Annotated in this window: 20 protein-coding genes; 10 read left to right on the top strand and 10 right to left on the bottom strand. The window is 67.2% G+C overall.

The genetic code is table 11. The annotated features are described in order from the left end of the window. The first annotated feature begins 217 nt into the window (after nt 1-217). Together ACWDTD_RS06295 and ACWDTD_RS06290 are read left to right on the top strand one after the other, a co-directional pair. Entirely contained in the window at nt 218-1,288 is a 1,071-nt protein-coding gene (locus ACWDTD_RS06295; RefSeq protein ID WP_449746213.1) for a 3-deoxy-7-phosphoheptulonate synthase, read from the top strand. Between the two features lie 98 nt (nt 1,289-1,386). Beyond that, nucleotides 1,387-1,776 (top strand): helix-turn-helix domain-containing protein, encoded by a 390-nt coding sequence (locus ACWDTD_RS06290; RefSeq protein WP_449746212.1) that lies wholly within the window; start codon nt 1,387-1,389, stop codon nt 1,774-1,776. Nucleotides 1,777-1,792: 16 nt separating this feature from the next. Here the strand turns inward: ACWDTD_RS06290 and ACWDTD_RS06285 are convergent, their stop codons facing one another. The 7 genes from ACWDTD_RS06285 to ACWDTD_RS06255 form a co-directional block, all read right to left on the bottom strand. Beyond that, a complete protein-coding gene (locus tag ACWDTD_RS06285) occupies nt 1,793-2,401 on the bottom strand; it encodes a ClpP family protease (RefSeq protein ID WP_449746211.1) in 609 nt (202 codons plus the stop codon). Next, nucleotides 2,398-3,015, bottom strand: coding sequence for a ClpP family protease (locus tag ACWDTD_RS06280; RefSeq protein ID WP_449746210.1), 618 nt, complete (start codon nt 3,013-3,015; stop codon nt 2,398-2,400). The genes ACWDTD_RS06285 and ACWDTD_RS06280 overlap by 4 nt, the downstream gene beginning before the upstream one ends. A 118-nt stretch (nt 3,016-3,133) precedes the next feature. After that, nucleotides 3,134-4,018 (bottom strand): alpha/beta fold hydrolase, encoded by an 885-nt coding sequence (locus tag ACWDTD_RS06275; RefSeq protein WP_449746209.1) that lies wholly within the window; start codon nt 4,016-4,018, stop codon nt 3,134-3,136. Between the two features lie 74 nt (nt 4,019-4,092). Further along, a complete protein-coding gene (locus tag ACWDTD_RS06270) occupies nt 4,093-5,715 on the bottom strand; it encodes an alkaline phosphatase D family protein (protein ID WP_449746208.1) in 1,623 nt (540 codons plus the stop codon). Nucleotides 5,716-5,807: 92 nt separating this feature from the next. Then, nucleotides 5,808-7,541 (bottom strand): DUF222 domain-containing protein, encoded by a 1,734-nt coding sequence (locus ACWDTD_RS06265; protein ID WP_449746207.1) that lies wholly within the window; start codon nt 7,539-7,541, stop codon nt 5,808-5,810. 169 nt (nt 7,542-7,710) lie between these two features. Beyond that, nucleotides 7,711-8,370, bottom strand: a complete 660-nt coding sequence (gene trhA, locus ACWDTD_RS06260) for a PAQR family membrane homeostasis protein TrhA (protein WP_449746243.1) — start codon at nt 8,368-8,370, stop codon at nt 7,711-7,713. Nucleotides 8,371-8,422: 52 nt separating this feature from the next. Further along, nucleotides 8,423-8,917, bottom strand: coding sequence for a MarR family winged helix-turn-helix transcriptional regulator (locus tag ACWDTD_RS06255; protein WP_449746206.1), 495 nt, complete (start codon nt 8,915-8,917; stop codon nt 8,423-8,425). Nucleotides 8,918-8,986: 69 nt separating this feature from the next. Here ACWDTD_RS06255 and ACWDTD_RS06250 point away from each other — a divergent pair, with 69 nt between their 5' ends. The 3 genes from ACWDTD_RS06250 (at nt 8,987) to ACWDTD_RS06240 (ending at nt 12,317) form a co-directional block, all read left to right on the top strand. Then, the gene (locus ACWDTD_RS06250) at nt 8,987-10,057 is read left to right on the top strand and encodes a hypothetical protein (protein WP_449746205.1); all 1,071 of its coding nucleotides are present in this window, start codon (nt 8,987-8,989) and stop codon (nt 10,055-10,057) included. A 40-nt stretch (nt 10,058-10,097) separates the two neighbouring features. Then, nucleotides 10,098-10,880 (top strand): isoprenyl transferase, encoded by a 783-nt coding sequence (locus ACWDTD_RS06245; RefSeq protein ID WP_449746204.1) that lies wholly within the window; start codon nt 10,098-10,100, stop codon nt 10,878-10,880. Nucleotides 10,881-11,093: 213 nt separating this feature from the next. Beyond that, a complete protein-coding gene (locus ACWDTD_RS06240) occupies nt 11,094-12,317 on the top strand; it encodes an alpha/beta hydrolase family protein (RefSeq protein ID WP_449746203.1) in 1,224 nt (407 codons plus the stop codon). Between the two features lie 38 nt (nt 12,318-12,355). Here ACWDTD_RS06240 and ACWDTD_RS06235 read toward each other — a convergent pair whose 3' ends face one another. Next, nucleotides 12,356-12,754, bottom strand: a complete 399-nt coding sequence (locus ACWDTD_RS06235; RefSeq protein ID WP_449746202.1) for a MarR family winged helix-turn-helix transcriptional regulator — start codon at nt 12,752-12,754, stop codon at nt 12,356-12,358. A gap of 121 nt (nt 12,755-12,875) precedes the next feature. Here ACWDTD_RS06235 and ACWDTD_RS06230 point away from each other — a divergent pair, with 121 nt between their 5' ends. Continuing rightward, the gene (locus ACWDTD_RS06230; RefSeq protein ID WP_449746201.1) at nt 12,876-13,244 is read left to right on the top strand and encodes a cupin domain-containing protein; all 369 of its coding nucleotides are present in this window, start codon (nt 12,876-12,878) and stop codon (nt 13,242-13,244) included. Nucleotides 13,245-13,403: 159 nt separating this feature from the next. Here the strand turns inward: ACWDTD_RS06230 and coaA are convergent, their stop codons facing one another. After that, nucleotides 13,404-14,345, bottom strand: a complete 942-nt coding sequence (gene coaA, locus ACWDTD_RS06225; RefSeq protein ID WP_449746200.1) for a type I pantothenate kinase — start codon at nt 14,343-14,345, stop codon at nt 13,404-13,406. Nucleotides 14,346-14,474: 129 nt separating this feature from the next. Here coaA and ACWDTD_RS06220 point away from each other — a divergent pair, with 129 nt between their 5' ends. The 4 genes from ACWDTD_RS06220 to ACWDTD_RS06205 all read left to right on the top strand — a co-directional run bounded on the left by ACWDTD_RS06220 (nt 14,475) and on the right by ACWDTD_RS06205 (nt 19,544). Further along, complete coding sequence (locus ACWDTD_RS06220) at nt 14,475-15,704, top strand: DUF885 domain-containing protein (protein WP_449746199.1); 1,230 nt, start codon at nt 14,475-14,477, stop codon at nt 15,702-15,704. A 10-nt stretch (nt 15,705-15,714) separates the two neighbouring features. Continuing rightward, nucleotides 15,715-17,019 (top strand): serine hydroxymethyltransferase, encoded by a 1,305-nt coding sequence (glyA, locus tag ACWDTD_RS06215; protein WP_449746198.1) that lies wholly within the window; start codon nt 15,715-15,717, stop codon nt 17,017-17,019. 44 nt (nt 17,020-17,063) lie between these two features. After that, nucleotides 17,064-17,936: an acyl-ACP desaturase gene (locus ACWDTD_RS06210; protein WP_449746197.1), complete on the top strand. Its 873-nt coding sequence runs from the start codon at nt 17,064-17,066 to the stop codon at nt 17,934-17,936. A gap of 300 nt (nt 17,937-18,236) precedes the next feature. After that, the gene (locus ACWDTD_RS06205) at nt 18,237-19,544 is read left to right on the top strand and encodes a PhoH family protein (RefSeq protein WP_449746196.1); all 1,308 of its coding nucleotides are present in this window, start codon (nt 18,237-18,239) and stop codon (nt 19,542-19,544) included. Between the two features lie 143 nt (nt 19,545-19,687). Here ACWDTD_RS06205 and ACWDTD_RS06200 read toward each other — a convergent pair whose 3' ends face one another. Next, the gene (locus ACWDTD_RS06200; protein WP_449746242.1) at nt 19,688-21,079 is read right to left on the bottom strand and encodes an NAD(P)/FAD-dependent oxidoreductase; all 1,392 of its coding nucleotides are present in this window, start codon (nt 21,077-21,079) and stop codon (nt 19,688-19,690) included. Nucleotides 21,080-21,117: the final 38 nt, after the last annotated feature.

Below are 21,117 nucleotides of genomic sequence, written 5' to 3'. Positions count from 1 at the left end.
TTGTGCACGTGATCAGCGTGCGCGCCTATTGGCGGTTCTTTATCGAGGCTCCGGGTGAGCCTGCGATGAAGCGCTGATCAGCGTCGCACAACACAAACCCGGAGCCCCGAGCAGTGACCATCAGGTCGCTGCTCTTCTCATGTCAGGGGTCTCCGGCCACGACCAGCGGGTGCGCCTGACAGACGGACAAGGGCACACAACCGCGAAAGGCATCACCGTGACCACCCTCCCGGACCTGAGGAATGAGAGCACATCCGACCGACGGGTCAGATCGTTCCGCTCCATCCCGTCCCCGGACACCATCCGCACCGAGCTGCCACTGACGGCGCGTCGCGCGCTGGCCGTGCAGGCCGACCGCGACGAGATCGCCGACATCCTCGCCGGTCGCGACGACCGCCTGCTCGTGGTGGTGGGACCGTGTTCGGTACACGATCCGATCGCCGCACTCGACTACGCCCGGCGCCTCGCGCCTCTGGCCGTCGACTACGCCGACCGGCTCAAGATCGTGATGCGGGTCTACTTCGAGAAGCCACGCACCACGGTCGGCTGGAAGGGTCTCATCAACGACCCCGGCATGGACGGCAGCTTCGACGTGGAGCGCGGACTGCGCACCGCGCGGTCGCTGCTGCTCGACATCATCGACCTCGGGCTGCCCGTCGGTTGCGAATTCCTCGAACCCACCAGCCCGCAGTACATCGCCGACGCTGTGGCGTGGGGCGCGATCGGTGCCCGCACCACCGAGTCGCAGGTACACCGACAGCTCGCGTCGGGTCTGTCGATGCCCATCGGATTCAAGAATGGCACCGACGGCAATGTGCAGGTCGCCATCGACGGCGTCAAAGCGGCAGCGGCACAACACGTCTTCTTCGGAGTCGACGACTTCGGTCACGGCGCGCTGGTCGAGTCCGCCGGCAACGACGACTGCCACATCATCCTCCGCGGCGGCACGTCGGGACCCAACTTCGACGACGCGTCGGTGACCGCGGCCGTGGCCGCACTCGAGAAGGCCGGGCTTCCCGCGCGGGTGATGATCGACTGCAGTCACGCCAACTCCGGCAAGGACCACATCCGTCAGGCCGAGGTGGCCACCGAGATCGCGGAAACCGTACGGGCCATCCGCGCTGCGGGCAAGGCACCGACGATCAGCGGTGTGATGCTGGAGAGCTTCCTCGAGGCCGGGGCACAGTCGCCCGACGCGTCGCCGCTGGTGTACGGCAAGTCGGTGACCGACAAGTGCATGGCGTGGGACGTGAGTGCAATCGTGCTGGCGGCGCTGGCACGTAGCTGAGGCGCACCCAGCCGGCCGGGCGCTTGGGCTGGCCGGGCCCCTTCTGCTGAGAGCAGAAGCGTCGGTCGTCAACGGTGAGTGGTGCCTACGATCGGCACATGAGTGCTCTCGGTGGATCAGACCCGGACGTGCAGACCGAACCCCTGTGGCGTGAGGTCACCGGCCGCGTGCTGCGGCGCCATCGCCACGACCGCGGTGAGCGGCTGGTGGAGACCGCCGCCCGGGCCGGAGTGTCGAGTCAGTACCTCTCCGAGATCGAGCGGGGGCGCAAGGATGCGTCATCGGAGTTGCTGGCGGCGGTGGCCGGTTCGCTCGAACTCAGCCTGCTGGATCTGACATGTGAGGTGGTCACCGAGCTCTCCCGCCACGCCGGAGCCCTTGGACGGGCACGTGCGACGGTGCCGGTGCGGCTGCGCTCGACGGAGGTGACGGTGCGGCCGATGTTCGGCCGCAACGGTTCTCGCGGCCCGGTTGCGCTGGCGGCGTGACGGGGTTTCGACAGGCTCAGCCTGCGGGAGACCGGCGTTGTCGGGTGTCGATGATCTGGTCGGCGAGGCCGTAGTCCACGATCTCGCCGGCGCGCAGCACCCGGTCGCGGTCGGTGTCACGGCGAAGCGTGGCGACGTCCTGGCCGGTGTGCCTGCTCAGCGCCTGCTCGATCTCGGTGCGGATGCGCAGGATCTCCTCGGCCGCCAGGATCAGATCGGGGATGGTGCCGCGCCCCTGCCCGGATGGCTGATGCAGCAACACGCGCGCATGCGGCAGCACCGACCGTCGGCCCGGGGTACCCGCCGCGAGCAGCAGCGCGGTCGACGAAAGTGCCTGTCCCACACACGTTGTCGCGATCGGCGCGTGACAGTACTGCATCGTGTCGTACAGCGCGAACGTCGCCGTCACCGAGCCGCCGGGCGAGTTGATGTAGATCTCGATGGGGGCCTCGGGATTGTCGGAATCGAGATGAAGGATCTGCGCGATCAGCGCGTTGGCCACGCCGTCGTCGAGTTCGGTTCCCAGGTAGAGGATGCGGTCGTCGAGGAGCCTGCTGTAGACATCCATCACCCGCTCTCCCTGCGGGGTCCGCGTGATGACGTTGGGGATCGTGTAGGTGCTCATCGCTTTCCCACCCCGAATCCGGTGGTCGCAGGGGTCAGCGGCCGGATGCGTGCGATGTCGTCGACCACGTGGTCGACGAACCCGTAGTCGACGGACTCGGTGGCGGTGAACACGTGGTCGCGCAGCGAGTCGTCGAAGATCCGCTCGAGTGGCTGGCCGGTCTGTTCGGCGATGATCGTGAGCACCGTGTCGCGGACGTGTCGGAGGTCGTCGGCCTGCAGTTCGATGTCGGGAGCATAGCCGGCGATACCTGCCGATCCCTGATGCAGCAGCACCTTGGCGTGCGGCAATATCACGCGCTTACCCCGGGTTCCGTTGCACAGCAGGAACTGTCCCGCACTGTAGGCCATCCCCAGGTTTGCCGTGATCACGTCGTTGGGAATCAGGCGCATCGTGTCCATGATGGCGAGCATCGCCGGTACCGACCCGCCGGGGGAGTTGATCCACAGTGCGATGTCGGCGATAGGGTCCTCGGCGGCGAGCATCACAAGCTGGGCGCACAGCTGGGCGCCGATCTCGTCGTCGAGTGCGGAGTCGAGCATCAGGATACGTTGACTCAGCAGGCTTTCCGCCGTGCGTTTGCGAAGGGGGAGAGGTGTGGGGTTGTCGCTCATGGGTTCAGCGTGACGTGCGCTGCGAGCCACCGTCGAGCGGTGCTGCCTGTGGCGGAGCACCACTGCCGCTGGCGGTCATATGCCGCTGTGAGCAGCGCGCTTCGTGTTGGCCCGGCCCTCAGGTGCGTTTGACGGCTCGCGGATACCAGTCCCGGATCGCGGCCGCGAACTCGTTGGGGGCATCGGACTGCAGAAAGTGGCCACAGCCGGCGAGTACCACCGTCTCCGCGTCGGGAAGTGTGCTGCGCCAGCGCTGTAGTTCGGGTTCGCGGAACGCGATGTCGCCGTCGCCCCACACGATGAGCGACGGCAGCGTCGCCAGGTGCGGCAGCGACGACTCGACGTCGGCGAGAAAGTCGCGGCTCTTGATGATCTGCCGGGGGAAGACGGCGGTGGCCTGTCGCCGCTGCGACGTGGCCATCGGCTTGCGGTAGTGACGCATCTCGGTGTCGGAGAGGCGTCGGCGCTTGTGCCCCATCGGAATCATCACGTTCACGAACGTGTTCAGGTGTCGGATGGCGAATGCGCCCACCGGGCCGCCCATCGCCGCCGAGAACATCTCGAAGTGGCGGTTGCCGTTGACCGGCCATGCCCAGGTGTTGCCGATCACCGCGCCCGCCCACCGCTCCGATAGCCGGGAGAGTGCGTGCAGGCCGATGGGACCACCCCAATCCTGCACCACCACAATCACATCGGTGAGATCGAGAGCGGTCACGAACTCGCCGACCACCTCGGCGTGCGACGCCGGCAGGAAATCGAAATCCTCTGCCGCCGTGGACAGGCCGAAACCCGGCAGGTCGATCGCGACGCAACGGAAGTCGTTGCGCAGGGCGGTGATCACGTCGCGGTAGACGAACGACCACGTCGGGTTGCCGTGCACCATCAGCAATGTCGGCCCCGAACCCTCGTCGAGGTAGTGAATGTGATGCCCCGCCACGTCGATCCACGCACCGGTGAACGGGTACAGCTCCGGATCGACCCAGTCGGGAACATGGTCAGTCATCAGCAGTCACCTATCGGCAGTCACCCGGCGGCAGTCACCGGGCGGCAGTCACCCGGCGGCAAATACCCATCGGTTCAGACTACGTCGACGCCGGGTCGCCCGGCCGGAATGGTGACGGTGGCGCGACGCTGGAGCGTACCCGTGGGTGACGCGACGGAGCGAGCAACGCGGTACTCCGCTTCCCACGTGTTGTGGGTCAACCGGTTGAGCACGTAGCCGCGTTGTGCGTTGCCGAAATGCACGTGCGGGCATGCGGCCTTGAGTTGCTGGTCGCTGGGATCGCTGTCGGCGCCGTCGCCTCCCGAAGTGATCGACGTACCGGCCAATTCGACGCCGACGGTGGGTGACGGCCGCGAGTAGGTGGCCCGCAGGTCGCTGACCACACTGCGATGGATGTCGCCGACGATGGACACGAGGTTGTTCACCCCGCGGGCGCGGGCGCCGTCGAGGATGCGTGCGCGTGAGGCCTCGTATCCGCTCCAGCCGTCCATGCTGACCGCGCGCACGCCGTTGTGCTCACGTGCGATGTCGGCGATGGTGGTCTGGTGCGCGAGCACGTTCCACCGGCTGCGGCCGGCGGCCAGACCGTCGAGCAACCACCGTTCTTGTGCAGCACCGGTGATGGTGCGTCGCGGGTCGGCGGTGCGGTCGTTCTGGGCGGTGTCGTTGTCGCCGTTGACCTGGTCGCTGCGATACGTGCGCGTGTCGAGGACGCTGAACTGCGCGAGGTCGCCGAACGAGAATCGGCGGTAGGCGCGGATGTCGAGGCCGTGTGGTTGCTGGGCGGTACGTACCGGAGTGTTCTCCCACCACGCGCGGATCGCCTGCGCTCGCCGCGCGAGGAACGCCGGGATGGGTTGGTCGTCCTCGGGGATGTCGGCGGCCCAGTTGTTGTCCACCTCGTGGTCGTCGAAGATCGTGATGAACGGGCTGGTGCCATGTGCGCGTTGCAGATCCGGGTCCAGCTTGTAGAGCGCGTAGCGGTCGCGGTAGTCGTCGATGGTCATGCACTCGCGCTGCGCCGATGCGGGCATCGCCGTGGTACGCCGCCGTCCGCCGTCCACCGGGATGGGCTTCTCGTAGATGTAGTCGCCGAGGTGGAACACCACGTCGGGTGCGCGGTGGGCCATGTCGGCGAAGGCCAGGTAGTGCCCATCGGCCCATGACTGACAGGATGCGAAGGCGAAAGTCATTGCGGCCGGACTGCTCCCGGTGGCCGGAGCGGTGCGGGTGCGGCCCACCGGGGAGATCTCACCGTTGGCTCGGAACCGGAAGAAGTAGTCCGCAGCGGGACGGAGTCCACGGACGTCGACGTGGATGCTGTGGCCGTTGTCGGGCGTGGCGAGGGCGGTGCCCCGCGCGACCACTCCGCGCAGCGACGGGTGGGACGCGATCTCCCATTCGACGGGGACGCTCGCCTGTCCCATCCCGCCCCCGCGCGCGAGCGGGTCGGCGGCGAGGCGCGTCCACAGCACCACCGAGTCGGGCAGCGGATCTCCCGAGGCCACACCGAGTGTGAACAGGTTGTGGCCGCGTCGGGGCGGGGGTGCCGAGGCGGCGTCGGTGGTGAAGATCGACGGGATGGTCGCCAGGCCGGCGGCCACGCCCGTCCAGGTGAGGAATCGTCTGCGGGTGAGGCCACCGCGCAGCGTCTTGTCGGGGTCGACCCGAAGCGTGCGGATCGAGGGTCCAGGCATGAGCACAGACGACCAGGGTGCGGTGTCGTGGCGGCGACACCACAGCGACACCCGAATGAGGGCGCAGTGAAATAGGGAAGATGCGGATAGTGCTACGCCGCGCTGGGCGGGTCGGCGCTCGGGTCGTCGGGGTCGCTGCGGTATCGCGGCCAGGTGATGTCCCACGCTCGCGGCCGTTCACGCAGCTGCGTGAGCACCTGGTGGGTGAGGTGGTCTTCGAGCCCGCTTCGCGGTGGCGATGGTGGTGGCAGAGGCGGATCGGGTGGGATCGGCGCGTCGGACTGCGCAGGCGCAGTCGGTGGTGACGCTTCCTGATGGATTTCTGAACGAACCACCGAAAGGTGTCGGGCCAGTTCGATCCTCGCATCGGGGAACCGGTTGACCTGTTCGGGATTGAGGGGCATGCCCGGCTCCGCGTTGACTCGCCAGGCCGTACGCCCGGCATCGGGACCCGACTTGATCACGCGGGTGGAGTACTGACCGGGATTGGGTCCGATCATGTGGTGGTGCACGGGGCAGGCAGGCGCCAGCACGTCGATGTCGGTGAGCCCCCCGTCGGCCCATTCCACGGTGTGGTGGATCTCGACGTGGGTGGCCGGTTGGGTGCATCCCGGTGCCGAGCACATCTCCCCGCCGTCGGCGGCGAAGGAGGCGAGGCGCTGTCCGAGCGAGGCCAGGCGCCTCGACCGGCCGAAATAGAGCGGCACGCTGGTGTGTTCGGAGAACACCGCGAGGTACTGCTGCGATCGCGCGGCCAGTTTGATCACATCGGAGATCGGCAGTTCCGTTCCGGACGCGGTGGTGCCCAGGCCGGCCTGGCGGCGCAAGTCTTTCTCGTCGACCTTGATGATGACCTGGGTCGGCATCCCGCGATGACTCTTACCGAGCAACTTCTGATTCAGCGCGGCGGCCAGGAGGGCGTGCAGCGCGTCATGATGGCGTTGCGCGGTGCTGCGGAGGTCGCGTTTGGCCGCGTCGTCGAGTTCTTGCGGGTCGACGTCGGCGGCCGATCCGCTCGGAGAGTTCTCGTCGTCACGGTTGTTGACGCCTGCCGCGCCCCACGTGTCGAACAGCACCTCGAGCATGGCCCGCGTCTGCGGATCCAGATGGCCCGTCAGCTTCGACATCAGCTGTGAATCCTGCCGATTGAGCCACAGGTTTCGTCGACGTGCACGGTCGGAGTCGTCGGAGAGTTGCCCGTCGGGATCGAGGTGCGCCATCAGGCGAGACCCCAGCACGGACAGATGCGCGGGCCCGAACTCGATGGCGAACTCGGCCATCGTGGCCTCTGCGGCCACCCTGACGTCGTGGGCCACCGCGGAGGGGATCTTCTCCAAGATGTCGAGCACGGTGTGGGCACGTGCCGGTGCGACGCCGCCCGCCGCAAGCGCGTCGGCCAGTCGTGGGTGCTGCGGTTCGAGTACCTCGCCGGTGGCCCCGTGGAAGCGGGCGGTGGCCTTGATGAGTCGATGCCTGCGCACCGGATCGCCGATGCCCAGATGCTGGGCGAGGAATCCGATGACACCTCTGCTGCGCATCCGTCGCGGCAGATCACGATCGGAGATCTCGACCACCTGCTGATCGGTGACGGCCGCCAGTCGCCGCGAGGCCCGTTCGGTCTCGGCGCTCACCGCTACGACGTCCTCATCGGTACACGACGAGACGCCGGTGGCGGCCAACTCGTCGATGAGACGGTGGATCTGCGCGACGAGTTCGGCCGGTCGCGACTCGCTACTGCTCGCGTCGGTACTGCTCGCATCGGTACTGCTTGCATCGGTACTGCTTGCATCAGTACTGCTTGCATCAGTGCTGCTTGGGTCTGTCACGCCGATCACCTCCCGCCCGGGCATTGTCATCTCAGGATCGTGTCATCTCAGGATCGCGTCATCTCAGGATCTCTCGACCGCCATCCAATCGATCATGTGTTCGACACTATCAGACTATCGTGACAAGTGCCGCGGCGCAGGTCAGGGTACGAAAACGGCCGCTATCTGCTCACCCGAGGATCACCAGCCACACCGCCACGTAATGGAGCAGCGCGGCGATGGCGGTGCAGGCGTGGAACACCTCGTGGTGCCCGAAGGTGGTGGGCCAGGGATTGGGCCAGCGCGCCGCGAAGAGCACGCCGCCGATGCTGTAGAAGAGGCCACCGAGCACCAGCAGGACGATCACGGCCCACCCGGTTCGGGCAACCAGGGTGGGGGCGACGGCGATGATCACCCAGCCGAGCAGGATGTAGAGGGTGACGCCGAGCCACCGCGGGGCCTCCGGCCACGCCATCTTGAGCGCGACACCGGCGATCGCGCCGGCCCAGACGATGCCGAGTACCCACCACCGCATCGGCGTGGGCAGCGCCATGGTGCAGAACGGGGTGTAGCTGCCGGCGATGAAGACGAAGATCATCGAGTGATCGGCACGCTTCATCCGGATCTGCGCGCGTACGGATTTCCATGGAATCCGGTGGTAGAAGGCCGATACCGCGAAGACGCCGACGATGGTCAGCGCATACACCGAGCACGCGACGGCAGCCCCCGGGCCACGCACGAGTCCGGCGCCGACCACCACCGCCACGCCGGCGAGAGCCGCCACGTACGCCGCGTAGTGGTGGATCACGCCGCGCAGGCGTGGCTTCTCCGCGGTGGGCGTGGGCAGCATCGTGTTCACGCAACCTACGGTACCGTAACTTGGCTGTCCCGTCGGGAGGGTGTCACCGCGCCTCGGCGGTGTTGTAGCGATGCAGCAGCGACGCGAACTGTTCGAGGTCGCCTGCAGGCCAGTCGGCCAACAGCCGGGTGATCGCGGCCCCGCTGCGGTGTCGGATGTCGTCGAGTACCGACTCGCCGTCGGCGGTCAGTTCCAGGGTCTGCGAGCGCGCACTGAGCTCGTCCTGACGGCGGCGCAAAAGACCCCGGGTGCGCAATTCGCCGAGTTGTCTGCTGGCCGTCGACTTGTCGATGCCGGCCTCTCGCGCCAGCGCGGCGGCATTCACACCGGGATGTGCCGCGACCAGCGAGAGCAGCGAGTACTCGACGTAGGTGAGGCCGCTTTCGGCGTAGATGCTCCTGGCGCCGTTGCGAAGGCGTCGGGACAGTGTCACCAACTCGGTGCCCACGCGGGTGGCGGCATCGGGGGCGGGGGCATCGGGGGCGGGGGCATCGGGGGCGGCGGCATCAGGGGAGGGGGATTGCACACGATCGACCATGGTTGTATTCTACAACTATCCCACGGTTGCAGAATGCAACTTCAATCATCACTCCGACAGAGGTATTTCGTGTCCGCTCCAGCTCCCCACGCTCTTCCGATCAAGACGATCGCCTCGCACGTCGCCGTGCCGTTGGTGATCGGATTCGTCATGGCGCTCGCCTACATCGGCGGTTTTCACAAGCCCGACCCACACGATGTCCGGGTGGACGTGGTGGGTGCGGGTCCCCAGACCGCGATCACCGCGCAGAGCCTGCAGCAGACCCTCGGCGATCACGTGTCGATCCGAATCGTGGCGAGCGTCGACCAGGCGCGCTCGGCCATCGAACACCGCGAGATCGCCGCGGCCTTCGTCCCGTCCGGAAACGCGCCGTCGCTGCTCGTCTCCACCGCGGCGTCCGACCCCACCGCGGTCACCATGGAACGCATCTTCGGACAGATCACGATCGCCCGCGACGAACCGCTGAAGATCGTCGACGTGGTGCCTGCCGATCCGGTGCGCGACCCGTCGGGTCAGAGCATCTTCTTCTTCCTGGTGGCGCTGACCGTCGGATCGTACGGTTGCGGCATCGCCATCGCCGTTGCCGCCGGCGGCCGATCCGTGCGTGTGCGTCTCGCATTCGCGGCGGCTGGTGCGGTGATCGCCGCGGCGGTCACCACAGCCATTGCCACCTGGGTATTCAATGCACTTCCCGGGGCGCAGTGGCAGATCTTCGGTCTGTCGATCATCTACGCATTTGCCACCATGCTCTTCGCGATCGGCTTGCATCCGCTGATCGGCCGGTTCACCACGCTCGCCATGGTCACGCTGTTCGTGGGCCTGAACTTCACCAGTAGTGGCGGCGTGTTCGCCCCGCAGCTACAGCCGGCGTTCTTCGGTGTGCTGCACGACTTCTGGATCGGCGCCGGGCTGAACGAGTCGGCGCGTGATCTCGCGTACTTCCCGCAGGTCGCAGTTGCTGGTGACATCGCGAAGATCGTGGGCTGGCTCGTCGTCGGAGCTGCTTTGGTGGCTGTGGCGGCGACCGTCGAGCGGCGTCGCAACGTCGCGGCTCTCACGGCTGGCGGGGCCGGACGCCACGAGCGCGACGAACTGTCGGAGGCCGAACGTGAGGAACTCGCCGAGGACGTGGTGGCCTGACTCACGGGGCTCACAAGGTCGGCGGCTACCCTTGGTCGCGATGAAGTTGCTTCCCGATCGTCTGCGTCGGCCGATGCTCAGCGTGTATGAGCGTCGGCTGATCCAGTTGACCGACGGAACTCGGCTGCCCCGACACGTCGCGATCATCTGCGACGGCAACCGCCGTTGGGCGCGCGAGGCCGGATTCGAGGACGTCAGTCACGGGCACCGGGTGGGTGCGCAGCGGATCGCCGAGATGCTGAGCTGGTGCGCCGAACTGGGCATCGAGACCGTGACGATCTACTTGCTCTCCACCGAGAATCTCCAGCGACCCTCCGACGAACTCGATGCCCTGATGGAGATCGTGCCCGACATCGTCGACGAGATCTCCGGCCCGGACAGCAACTGGCTGGTCCGCATCGTCGGCACCCTCGACCCGCTGCCCGACGAAGTGGCCGAGCGGCTGCGCCGCGCGTCGGAACGGACCGCCGGGCGCGTCGGGATGAACGTGAACGTGGCGGTGGGTTACGGGGGGCGGCAGGAGATCGTCGACGCGGTGCGGGCACTGCTCACCGAGCGGGCCGCCGATGGTGCCGATCCCCAGCAGATGATCGACGCGGTGACCGTCGAGGCCATCGACCGCAACCTGTACACCAAAGGTCAACCCGATCCCGATCTGGTGATCCGGACGTCGGGGGAGCAGCGGTTGAGCGGATTCCTGTTGTGGCAGAGCGCTTATTCGGAGATCTGGTTCACCGACGCGTACTGGCCGGAGTTCCGGCGGGTCGATTTTCTGCGGGCGCTCCGGGATTTCTCGGCGCGTAACCGACGATTCGGGAGGTAGGACCGCACATGGGCGGGGCGCCGGGGGCTGTTCCGGCTCGATGTGTTGGTCGGAGGGTGACGGCGGTCTCGTGTCCCCGATTAAGGTGACAACGCCCTCGAAAGTTCGATATCGCCGAGTATCAGGTCATTTGACCTGGTAAGTACGGAGGGTCTGGAAGGGCTGTGCTGGCAAGGGTCGGGTGGGCAGCCTCCGGGGAACGGGAGTTCGAAAATGACTATTGCGGATCAGCACGGGCCGGGTAGGCGTCGGCGGCTGGCGGGCTTGGCGCTCGCGTCCCTGGCCGCCGCCACCATCGGCCTCGCCGGATCGGCGGGCATCGCGCATGCGGACGACACCACGCCCGGGCGGGTGATCTCGACGGCGCCGCTGGCACCGCGCGCGACGCTGCCGGGTTCGGTCGACGGTCAGCGGATCACCTACTGGACCAAGGGCGTCAAGGATGTGCCTGCGCAGTCGAGTGCCGCGGTGTACCTGCCGCCGGGCAAGGCCCCCGCCGGCGGATGGCCGGTGATCGCCTGGGCGCATGGCACCACCGGTCTCAATGACGTGTGCGCGTACTCGACCAACGGTCCGATCCTGCCCGATCGTGACTGGGCGTACCTCGACAGCTGGCTCCAGCAGGGGTATGCGGTGGTGGCCAGCGACTATGTCGGTCTGGGAACTCCGGGCCCGCACCCCTATCTGGACGGCAAGGTGGAGGCGCACAGCGTCGTGGACGCGGTAAAGGCCGCGACGGCGACCAATCCTGCGCTGGCCAAGAAGTGGGTGGTGGTGGGCCAGTCGCAGGGCGGCGGTGCGGCGATGTTCACCGCGCGTTACGCCGACGAATTCGGCGGCAACTCCGACGGTCTCTCGTATCGCGGAGGGGTGGCCACGGGTGTGCCCGCCTACGTCGAGGATTTGGTGCCGCTCATCGCCCGCCCCGGTTCGGTGCCGGTGTCGCTGGGTAAGTCGCTGCCGGAAACGACGAGCTACGTGCTGTACATCCTCTCCGGGTTGCGGGCGGCGTTCCCCGAATGGAATGTGGATTCTTACCTGACTCCCTACGGCCGGGAATGGGTGGATCGGGCCGAGGGGCCGCTGTGTGACACCACCAAGGGGCCTGGTCAGGAGTACGGCTTCGGTGACGTGATCGAGAAGTCGGACGTGGTGATCGGCAAGTTGTTCAGCCGGCCTCTTGACCAGATCCCCGGATTCAGTGCCGCGCTCAAGGACTACATGGGCGTACCCGAAAGTGGTTACCACGAACCTGTTTTCGTCGGTCAGGGGTTGCTCGACACCGACGTGAACACGCCCGGCACCCTGCTGTTGGTGCAGCGGATGAAGGGCAACGGGCAACCGGTGACCTTCAAGGCCTACAACACCGATCACAGCGGGACCGTCAATGCGTCGAAGGCCGACAGCATCCCGTTCGTGAAGAGGCTGTTCGGCTGACACAGCGCACTAGCGCTGGATACGGCGTCCGCTGGTGACTATCGCACGGGTGGAGCCTCGGGGGGCGCTCCGGCGGTACCGAGGATCTGCAGCGCCTCGAAGACGGTGTCGACCGCACGCTCGCCGATTCGGTCGGCCAGTGCCCCGGCCTCTGCCGCAGCGGCGGCCGTGGCGAGTGCGGTCACCTGTCGACCCGTCGCCGTCAGTTCGATCAGCCGTGCGCGTTTGTCGCCGGGGTCGACACGACGGCTCACATACCCCCACTCCTCGAGTGATTCGACGATCGCAGCCGCTGATTGCTTGGTCACTCCGATGTGCGCGGCTATGTCATTGATCGAGGCACCGCCGGCGTCGATCCGCGCGAACACCATGCCGTGTACCGGCCGGAGCGACCGATGCCCGCCCGCGACAATCCGAGCGTTGATCCGTTCGTTCACCGCAGTTTCCGCGCGTATGAGGAGAAACGGGAGATCGCTGTGTGCGGAGCGTGGCGTTGACACATAGGCAGCCTATCTGTCTAATTAAAGACAGTCCAACTGTCTATGAGAGAGAGTCGTCATGCCACTCATTGCCAAGCCGAACACCTTTGAAATGCACGGAGCCGTCTTCGAGTCGTTCGTGTCTCCGTCGCGGGGGAGTAGCGAATTGTGCGGATGGCGCACCGAACTGCGGCCGGGCCAGATCGGGGCCGAGCATTGCATCGACGCCGAAGAGATCCTTCTGGTGCTCTCGGGCCGGCCGCGCGTCGTGCTCGACGGCGCACAGTACGAGGTCGCGGCTGGCGATGTTCTCTTCGCCGCCGCGGGAACGTCTGTACGCGTTGACAATCCGCATGCCACCCCGGCGCGCATGTGGGTCTCGGCCGTCGCGGGGCTGACTGCAACGTCCTCCACCGGAGAGCGAATCTGTCCACCATGGACGCATTGACGCGACATTCGCATCACCAGATTTGTAGAACAGGCCACAGGTACCGCCGTCGCCGCAGTTGCCCGCGGACCCCTCGCTGTCCATCGGACGAACCATCACCGAAGGCCGCGACAACCCCGCAATCCTTGTGTCTACCCGCTCACACAGGCAAGGCTCACATCACAACTTGCGCAACCGAACCCGATTGATCGAATGGTCGGGATCCTTGCGGAGCACCAGTGTTGCGCGCGGCCGGGTGGGCAGGATGTTCTCCCGCAGGTTCGGCAGGTTGATCGATGTCCAGATGTCGCGGGCGGCCGCCGACGCCTGCTCGTCGGTGAGCGACGAATAATGGTGGAAATGCGAGTGGGGATCGGCAAACGACGTCGACCGCATCTGCAGGAACCGTGACACATACCAGCGTTCGATGTCGGTGGTCTTGGCGTCGACGTAGATCGAGAAGTCGAACAGGTCCGACACCATCAGCGTCGGCCCGGTCTGCAGCACGTTGAGTCCCTCGAGAATGAGGATGTCGGGCTGATGGATGTAGTGCAGCACGTCGGGCACGATGTCGTAGGTGAGGTGCGAGTACACCGGCGCGGTGACCTCACGCGCCCCCGACTTCACCTCCGTGACGAAACGCAGCAGCCCCCGACGGTCGTAGGATTCGGGAAAACCCTTGCGGTGCATGATGCCCCGGCGTTCGAGCTCGGCCGTGGGATACAGGAACCCGTCGGTGGTCACCAGGTCGACCTTCGGGTGCGACTCCCACCGCGCGAGCAACGCCGCGAGCACGCGTGCCGTGGTCGACTTGCCCACCGCGACGCTGCCGGCGATCCCGATGACGAACGGCACCTGCTTCTTGGTGCCACGCTCGCCGAGGAAGGTCGAGGTTGCCGCGAACAATCGCTGCCGTGCCGCCACCTGCAGGTGAATCAGACGCGACAGCGGCAGATACACCTCGGCCACCTCGGTCAGGTCGACGTGTTCGCCAATCCCCACGAGCTGCTCGAGTTCGGTCTCGGTGAGCACCATCGGCATGGATTCGCGCAGATCACGCCACTGTTTGCGGTCGAGCTCCAGGTAGAGACTCGGGTCGCGCCCGGTGGTGTCGCGCGCCATCAGGCGAGTTCGGCCGGGGATGGGTGCGAACCGGGCCTGCTCGTCATGGGCCCCCTGAACATCATGCGCACAGTGTAGAAGCACGCACGTGGGGGCACGCCATTCGGCAGGTGTGGGTAGCCTTCGCCTATGGCATCGGACCCCACCAGGCCGGGCGGCGCCCTCGTCGACGACTACCTCCGCCTCGGGCTCGCCTTCGACCGCATCGAGGACGGCTTTGTCGACGCCTACACCGGTGATCCCGCGCTTCGGGCCGAAGTCGCCAACGCGCCGGCACCCGACCCGGCGCGCCTCGCCGACATCGCACGCGGACTACGCGCCGACCTCCCGGCCGACCTGCCCGCCGACCGGGCCGCGTTCATCGACGCGCACCTGCGTGCACTCGAATGCTCGGCTCGCAAATTCGCCGGCGAGGACATCGGTTTCGTCGACGAGGTGCGTGCCTACTTCGACGTCGACATCGCACTCGCCGACCCCGACACCTACCGAAAAGCCCACGCCGACATCGCATCCGCGCTCGGCGAACCCGGCCTGAGCGGTACCGCACTGGCCGATGCCTACGCTGCTCACCGTCGCGCCGACGAGATCCCGCCCGAGCGCGTCGACGAGTGTGTGCGCGCCTTCAGTGGCGCGTTGCGGGAGCGAGTTCGCAACACATATCCCTTGCCGCACAACGAGATCGTCGAGTTCGAGGTGGTCACCGACAAACCGTGGTCGGGATTCAACTACTACCTCGGCAACTATCGCTCCCGCGTGGCGATCAACGTCGACCTCACCCAGTACATGTCGTCGCTGCCGCACCTCATCGCCCACGAGGCGTACCCCGGGCACCACACCGAACACTGCCGCAAGGAGGAGATCCTGGTGGGCGGCGGACAGGACGAGCAGACCATCTTCCTTGTTAACACCCCGCAATGCCTGATGGCCGAGGGGCTCGCCGACCACGCCCTGCATGCCGCCGTCGGCGACGACTGGGGACTGTGGGCGCAAGAGGTCTACGCCGACCTGGGCCTGCGATTCGACGGAACCCGCGCACAACGGGTGAGCGCGGCGTCGTCGGGCCTGCTCACCGTGCGCCAGGACGCCGCGCTGTTGCTGCACGACCAGCACGCCGACGCCGACACCGTCGCGCAGTTCCTGCAGCGCTGGCTGCTCGCCCCGCCCGAACGTGCCCGGCAGATGCTGCGTTTCCTCACCTCACCGCTGTGGCGGGCCTACATCTCCACCTACGTCGAGGGCTACCGGCTGCTCGGCGCGTGGCTCGACCGCGCACCCGAACCTGCGCGCCTCGCCCGCTTCGGGCGCCTTCTCGACGAGCCGCTGACCCCGGCCCTCCTGCGGGCCGAACTGGGCCAATAGACTGTCGGGCATGACCGACACCCCGAGCGTCAATTCGCTGTCCCTGGCCGAACTCGACCCTGACGTGGCCGCGGCGATGAACGGCGAGCTGAGCCGTCAGCGCGACACGCTGGAGATGATCGCGTCGGAGAACTTCGTGCCGCGCGCGGTGCTGCAGGCCCAGGGCAGCGTGCTCACCAACAAATACGCCGAAGGCTATCCGGGCCGCCGCTACTACGGCGGCTGCGAATACGTCGACGTCGTGGAGGACATCGCCCGCAATCGCGCCAAGGAACTGTTCGGCGCCGACTTCGCCAACGTCCAGCCCCATTCGGGTGCGCAGGCCAACGCGGCGGTGCTGATGGCACTGATGAATCCCGGCGAGGGGCTCCTCGGTCTCGACCTCGCGCATGGCGGCCACCTCACCCATGGCATGCGCCTGAACTTCTCGGGCAAGCTCTACGAGAACCACTTCTACGGAGTGAGCAAGGAAGACTTCCGCATCGACATGGACGAGGTGCGCAAGATCGCCCTCGACGCCCGGCCCAAGGTGATCTGCGCCGGATGGTCGGCGTACCCGCGCACCCTGGATTTCGCGGCGTTCCGGTCGATCGCCGACGAGGTGGGTGCCTACCTGTGGACCGACATGGCGCACTTCGCCGGTCTCGTCGCCGCCGGACTGCATCCCTCGCCGGTACCCGATTCCGACGTGGTGTCGACCACCGTGCACAAGACGCTCGGCGGTCCCCGGTCGGGTTTGATCCTGGCCAAGCAGGACTGGGCGAAGAAACTGAACTCGGCGGTGTTCCCCGGCCAGCAGGGCGGACCGCTGATGCACGTCATCGCCGGCAAGGCCGTCGCCCTCAAGATCGCGGCCACCGACGAGTTCGCCGAGCGTCAGCGCCGAACGCTGTCGGGCGCGAAGATCCTCGCCGACCGACTGACCGGACCCGACGTCGAGAAGGCCGGGGTCTCGGTACTCACCGGCGGCACCGACGTGCACCTGGTGCTCGTCGACCTGCGCAACAGCCCGCTCGACGGTCAGCAGGCCGAGGATCTGCTGCACGACGTCGGGATCACCGTCAACCGCAACGCGGTGCCGTTCGACCCGCGTCCGCCGATGGTGACCTCCGGCCTGCGGATCGGTACCCCGGCGCTGGCCACCCGCGGATTCGGCGACGAACAGTTCACCGAGGTCGCCGACATCATCGCCACCGCATTGGCCGCGGGCACCCACGCCGACCTGCCCGCGCTGCGCGGCCGCGTGTCGAAGCTGGCGCTGGACTTTCCGCTCTACGACGGCCTGGAGGAATGGGGCCTGATGAGCCGGATCTGAGGGCCGATTGATCTGAGCACCTACGGATCCGTATCCTTGCACCGGTGAACGTACTGAGCGAAGACGATCTGATCATCGCCCTGGAGAAGGCGCTTCCCGAGATCGCGGAGGACCACCAGCTGGCGTCGGCCGTGTGGAACCCCCACGACTACGTGCCCTGGGACGACGGCCGCAACTTCGCCTTCCTGGGCGGGGAGGACTTCGACCCCTCGCAGGCCACGCTCTCGGACGAGGCCACCGCCGGCGTGCTGGCGCTGCTGCTCACCAAGGACAATCTGCCGTCGTATCACCGCATCATCGCCAAGTACTTCCCGGCGTTCTCCGACTGGCGGCAGATGGTGGGCGTGTGGACCGCCGAGGACAATCGGCACGCCGTGGTGCTGCGCGACTACCTCGTTGTGACCCGCGCGATCGACCCCGTCGACTCCGAGGAACGACGTCGCATCCACGTCACCGCCGGATACCGCCAGAACGAGGCGGCCGTGGCCGAACTGACCCCGCTCGACGTGCTGGCCCTGATGGCGGTGCACGAGGCGCAGTGCGTCGAGTTCACGCAGAAGCTGTCGGCAGCGGTCACCGACGACGTGTTCAAGCAGGTCCTCACCAAGATCATCTCCGACGACGAGAACTCCGCGCGCACCTTCGGCGCCTTCCTCAACGCCGGGCTCGTCGCCGATCAGGACGCTGCGGTGATCGCCCTCGACAAGGCGCTCGCGCGTGCGGCCGACGAGGAGATCGGCTCCGACGTCGCCGACTTCGACGCCCAGCGCGCCCTGATCGCCGACTACGAGACCGACGAATCGCGAGCGCGCATCGCCGCGCAGTTCGCCGACCAGCTCAAGCTCGACAGCGTCGACGGCCTCGGCGACGAGGCGCAGGCCGCGAAGGCGCGCATTCTGGCGCTCGCCGGTCGCTGAGGGCCGCTTGCCGGCCGGTTAGGTCGCCGAGAACGGCGTCCAGCTCCCGTTAACGCACTTTTCACGCGAACACGCGCCGCAGCGCGCGCCACGACGCGGGTGCGCGCGTACGTTGACGAGTGACGGGCCGCGGGGAAGCGGTTCGTCCGGGAGGTTCCATTCGTGGGTTGCACCAGCAGCACGAGAGGACCGGCCCCGGTCCTCGTCCACCTCGGCTGACGCCGAGGGCAACGGACAGGAACCGGCCGGTCATCGAAAAAGAACTGGTTTGTGCGGGGTCGCACAAACGTAGGAGCCCACGTGACCACACGCACCTACGTCCTCGACACCTCTGTGCTGCTGTCCGACCCTTGGGCAGTCACACGCTTCGCCGAACACCACGTCGTTCTTCCGCTGGTGGTCATCGGCGAGCTCGAGGGCAAACGTCATCACCACGAACTCGGCTGGTTCGCGCGTGAGGCGTTGCGCATGCTCGACGACCTGCGACTCGAGTACGGGCGACTGGACAAACCCATCCCGATCGGCGATGTGGGCGGCACCCTGCAGGTGGAGCTCAATCACACCGATCCCGCGGTACTGCCGGCCGGATTCCGCACCGAGACCAACGACTCCCGCATCCTCGCCTGCGCACTGAACCTGCGCGCCGAGGGCGCCGACGTCACCCTGGTCTCCAAGGACACACCGCTGCGTGTCAAGGCCGGCGCGGTGGGGCTGGCCGCCGACGAGTACCACGCACAGGACGTGGTGATCTCCGGATGGTCGGGGATGGCGGAGCTGACGGTGGACCAGCCGGTTATCGACACGCTGTTCGCGGACGGCATCGTCGACCTCGATGCCGCGCGAGAACTCCCGTGCCACACCGGGGTTCGGCTTCTCGGACACGGCTCGTCGAGTGCGTTGGGCCGGGTCAACGAGGCCAAGCAGGTGCAACTGGTACGCGGCGACCGCGAGGCGTTCGGTCTGCACGGACGTTCGGCCGAGCAACGGGTGGCTCTCGACCTGCTGCTCGACGACAGCGTCGGCATCGTGTCACTCGGCGGCAAGGCGGGCACCGGAAAGTCGGCGCTGGCGCTGTGCGCGGGCCTAGAAGCGGTGCTCGAACGCCGCACCCAGCGCAAGGTGGTGGTGTTCCGGCCGCTGTATGCCGTTGGCGGACAACAACTCGGCTACCTGCCCGGCGGCGAGGCCGAGAAGATGGGACCGTGGGCGCAAGCCGTGTTCGACACCCTGGAAGGCCTTGCCTCCCAAGAGGTCATCGAAGAAGTGCTCAGCCGCGGCATGCTGGAGGTGTTGCCGCTCACCCACATTCGCGGCCGGTCGCTGCACGATTCGTTCGTGATCGTCGACGAGGCACAGTCGCTGGAGCGCAATGTGCTGCTGACGGTGCTCTCGCGTCTGGGTACCGGGTCGCGGGTGGTGCTCACCCACGACGTGGCCCAGCGCGACAACCTGCGCGTCGGGCGTCACGACGGTGTGGCCGCGGTGATCGAGAAACTCAAGGGGCATCCGCTGTTCGCGCACGTGACGCTGACCCGCAGCGAGCGGTCGCCGATCGCCGCGCTGGTCACCGAGATGCTCGAAGAATTCGCGCCCGGCGCCACGTACTGAGGTTCGCTTCGTACTGACGCCGGTTGCGCCCTGGAAAGCGCCCACCCCGGGGTTGCTGTCGCGATATGCGACGGAGCTCCGGGGGAGGGCGCTTTTCAGGCAGTGGCGGGGTGAGGCAGTAGTTGGGTCAGGCAGTGGTCGGGTCAGGCGCGGCCGGACACCTTGTCGGCGATCCGTGCGATCACGTCCGATTGGGCCGACTCCGAGTCCAGTTCGCGGCGATCAGCGGTGCGGTAGGCCGCATACATGGTCGCGACGCCGACCCAGCGCAGCGGTTCGGGTTCCCACCGCCGCGAGTGATGGCCCACCCACGGCAGGTCGGTGAGGTCGGTGCGCTCTCCGGCCACCAGATCGCACAGGGTGCGTCCGGCCACGTTCGTCGTGGTGAGCCCCGATCCCACATACCCCGACGCCGAGCCGATCCCGGTGGTGGGGTCGAAGTCGATGGATGCCGACCAGTCCCGCGTCACGCCCAGCACCCCGCACCACGCGTGCGCGATGTCGACACCCGCGGTGGCCGGGAACATCTCGTGCAGCGCGGCGATGAGCGATCGTGCGGTGCGCTCCTGTGTCCGCCCGTCGTGGTCGATGCCGGACCCGAACCGGTAGGGCACCCCGCGGCCACCCAACGCGATCCGGCCGTCGGCGGTGCGCTGCGAATAGGTGTACGCGTGCGCCGTCTCACCGAGCAATTCCGCACCGGCCCAACCGATCTCGTCCCACACCGCGTCGGGTAGCGGATCGGTGACGATCATCGACGAGTTCAGCGGCAACAGGGTGCGCCGCAGGCCGGGCAGGGTGGCGGTGAAACCCTCCAGGCAGATCAGGATCGTCTCGGCCCGCACCACACCGCGATCGGTGGTCACCCGCCGCGGGGCGATCGCGGTGACCGCGGTGTCCTCGTAGATCGCCACGCCCCGGCGCTCGACGGCGTCGGCGACACCGCGGGAGAGCTTCATCGGATTGACCCGCGCGCACTGCGGCGAGAACATCGCCGCCCGGGCACGCGGTATCGAGAGGCGGCCGCGCAGCGCATCGGCGTCGAGGAACTCCCAGTCGGCCGCGCCGACATGATGTTCGTGGTCGAGTTCGTCGCGCAGTCGCGCCTCCTGCGAGGGGCACCGCGCGATGTGCAGCACCCCCGACTTCACCGCGTCGCAGGCGATGTTCTCCTCGTCGATCCGGTGCAGCACCTCGTCCACCCCGGCGCGCATGGTGGCGGTAAGCCGACGATTCGCGTCGAGTCCGTCGCGCCCGCGGGACTCGGCGATGGCCGCGTAGTTCGACCGGTTGCCCGCGACCTCGGCCGAGAGCCAGCCGCCGTTGCGCCCCGAGGCGCCGAAGCCGCAGAACTCCTTCTCCAGAACGGCGATACGTGCGTCGGGCAGCGCCCCGGCCAGGTAATACGCCGACCACAGGCCCGTCAGACCGCCCCCCACGACGGCGATGTCGACGTCGAGATCACCCGGCAGGGCGCCACGCCGGTCGATGGGGTCGATGGTCGAATACCAGAAGGACACGTCACCATTGAGCACGTCACTCACCTTAGGCTCCGCAATGTTGCATGGATATT

It is taken from the genome of Gordonia sp. NPDC003425 (genome assembly GCF_053588635.1).
Note: the sequence above shows the minus strand (reverse complement) of the source record. Positions and strands in the feature narration are given on the sequence as shown.

Coding starts and splice junctions, on each gene's coding strand:
- ACWDTD_RS06290 (WP_449746212.1), top strand. CDS start 1,387: ATGAGTGCTCTCGGTGGATCAGACCCGGACGTGCAGACCGAACCCCTG.
- ACWDTD_RS06285 (WP_449746211.1), bottom strand. CDS start 2,401: ATGAGCACCTACACGATCCCCAACGTCATCACGCGGACCCCGCAGGGA.
- ACWDTD_RS06280 (WP_449746210.1), bottom strand. CDS start 3,015: ATGAGCGACAACCCCACACCTCTCCCCCTTCGCAAACGCACGGCGGAA.
- ACWDTD_RS06275 (WP_449746209.1), bottom strand. CDS start 4,018: ATGACTGACCATGTTCCCGACTGGGTCGATCCGGAGCTGTACCCGTTC.
- ACWDTD_RS06270 (WP_449746208.1), bottom strand. CDS start 5,715: ATGCCTGGACCCTCGATCCGCACGCTTCGGGTCGACCCCGACAAGACG.
- trhA (WP_449746243.1), bottom strand. CDS start 8,370: ATGCTGCCCACGCCCACCGCGGAGAAGCCACGCCTGCGCGGCGTGATC.
- ACWDTD_RS06255 (WP_449746206.1), bottom strand. CDS start 8,917: ATGGTCGATCGTGTGCAATCCCCCTCCCCTGATGCCGCCGCCCCCGAT.
- ACWDTD_RS06245 (WP_449746204.1), top strand. CDS start 10,098: ATGAAGTTGCTTCCCGATCGTCTGCGTCGGCCGATGCTCAGCGTGTAT.
- ACWDTD_RS06240 (WP_449746203.1), top strand. CDS start 11,094: ATGACTATTGCGGATCAGCACGGGCCGGGTAGGCGTCGGCGGCTGGCG.
- ACWDTD_RS06230 (WP_449746201.1), top strand. CDS start 12,876: ATGCCACTCATTGCCAAGCCGAACACCTTTGAAATGCACGGAGCCGTC.
- coaA (WP_449746200.1), bottom strand. CDS start 14,345: ATGGCGCGCGACACCACCGGGCGCGACCCGAGTCTCTACCTGGAGCTC.
- ACWDTD_RS06220 (WP_449746199.1), top strand. CDS start 14,475: ATGGCATCGGACCCCACCAGGCCGGGCGGCGCCCTCGTCGACGACTAC.
- glyA (WP_449746198.1), top strand. CDS start 15,715: ATGACCGACACCCCGAGCGTCAATTCGCTGTCCCTGGCCGAACTCGAC.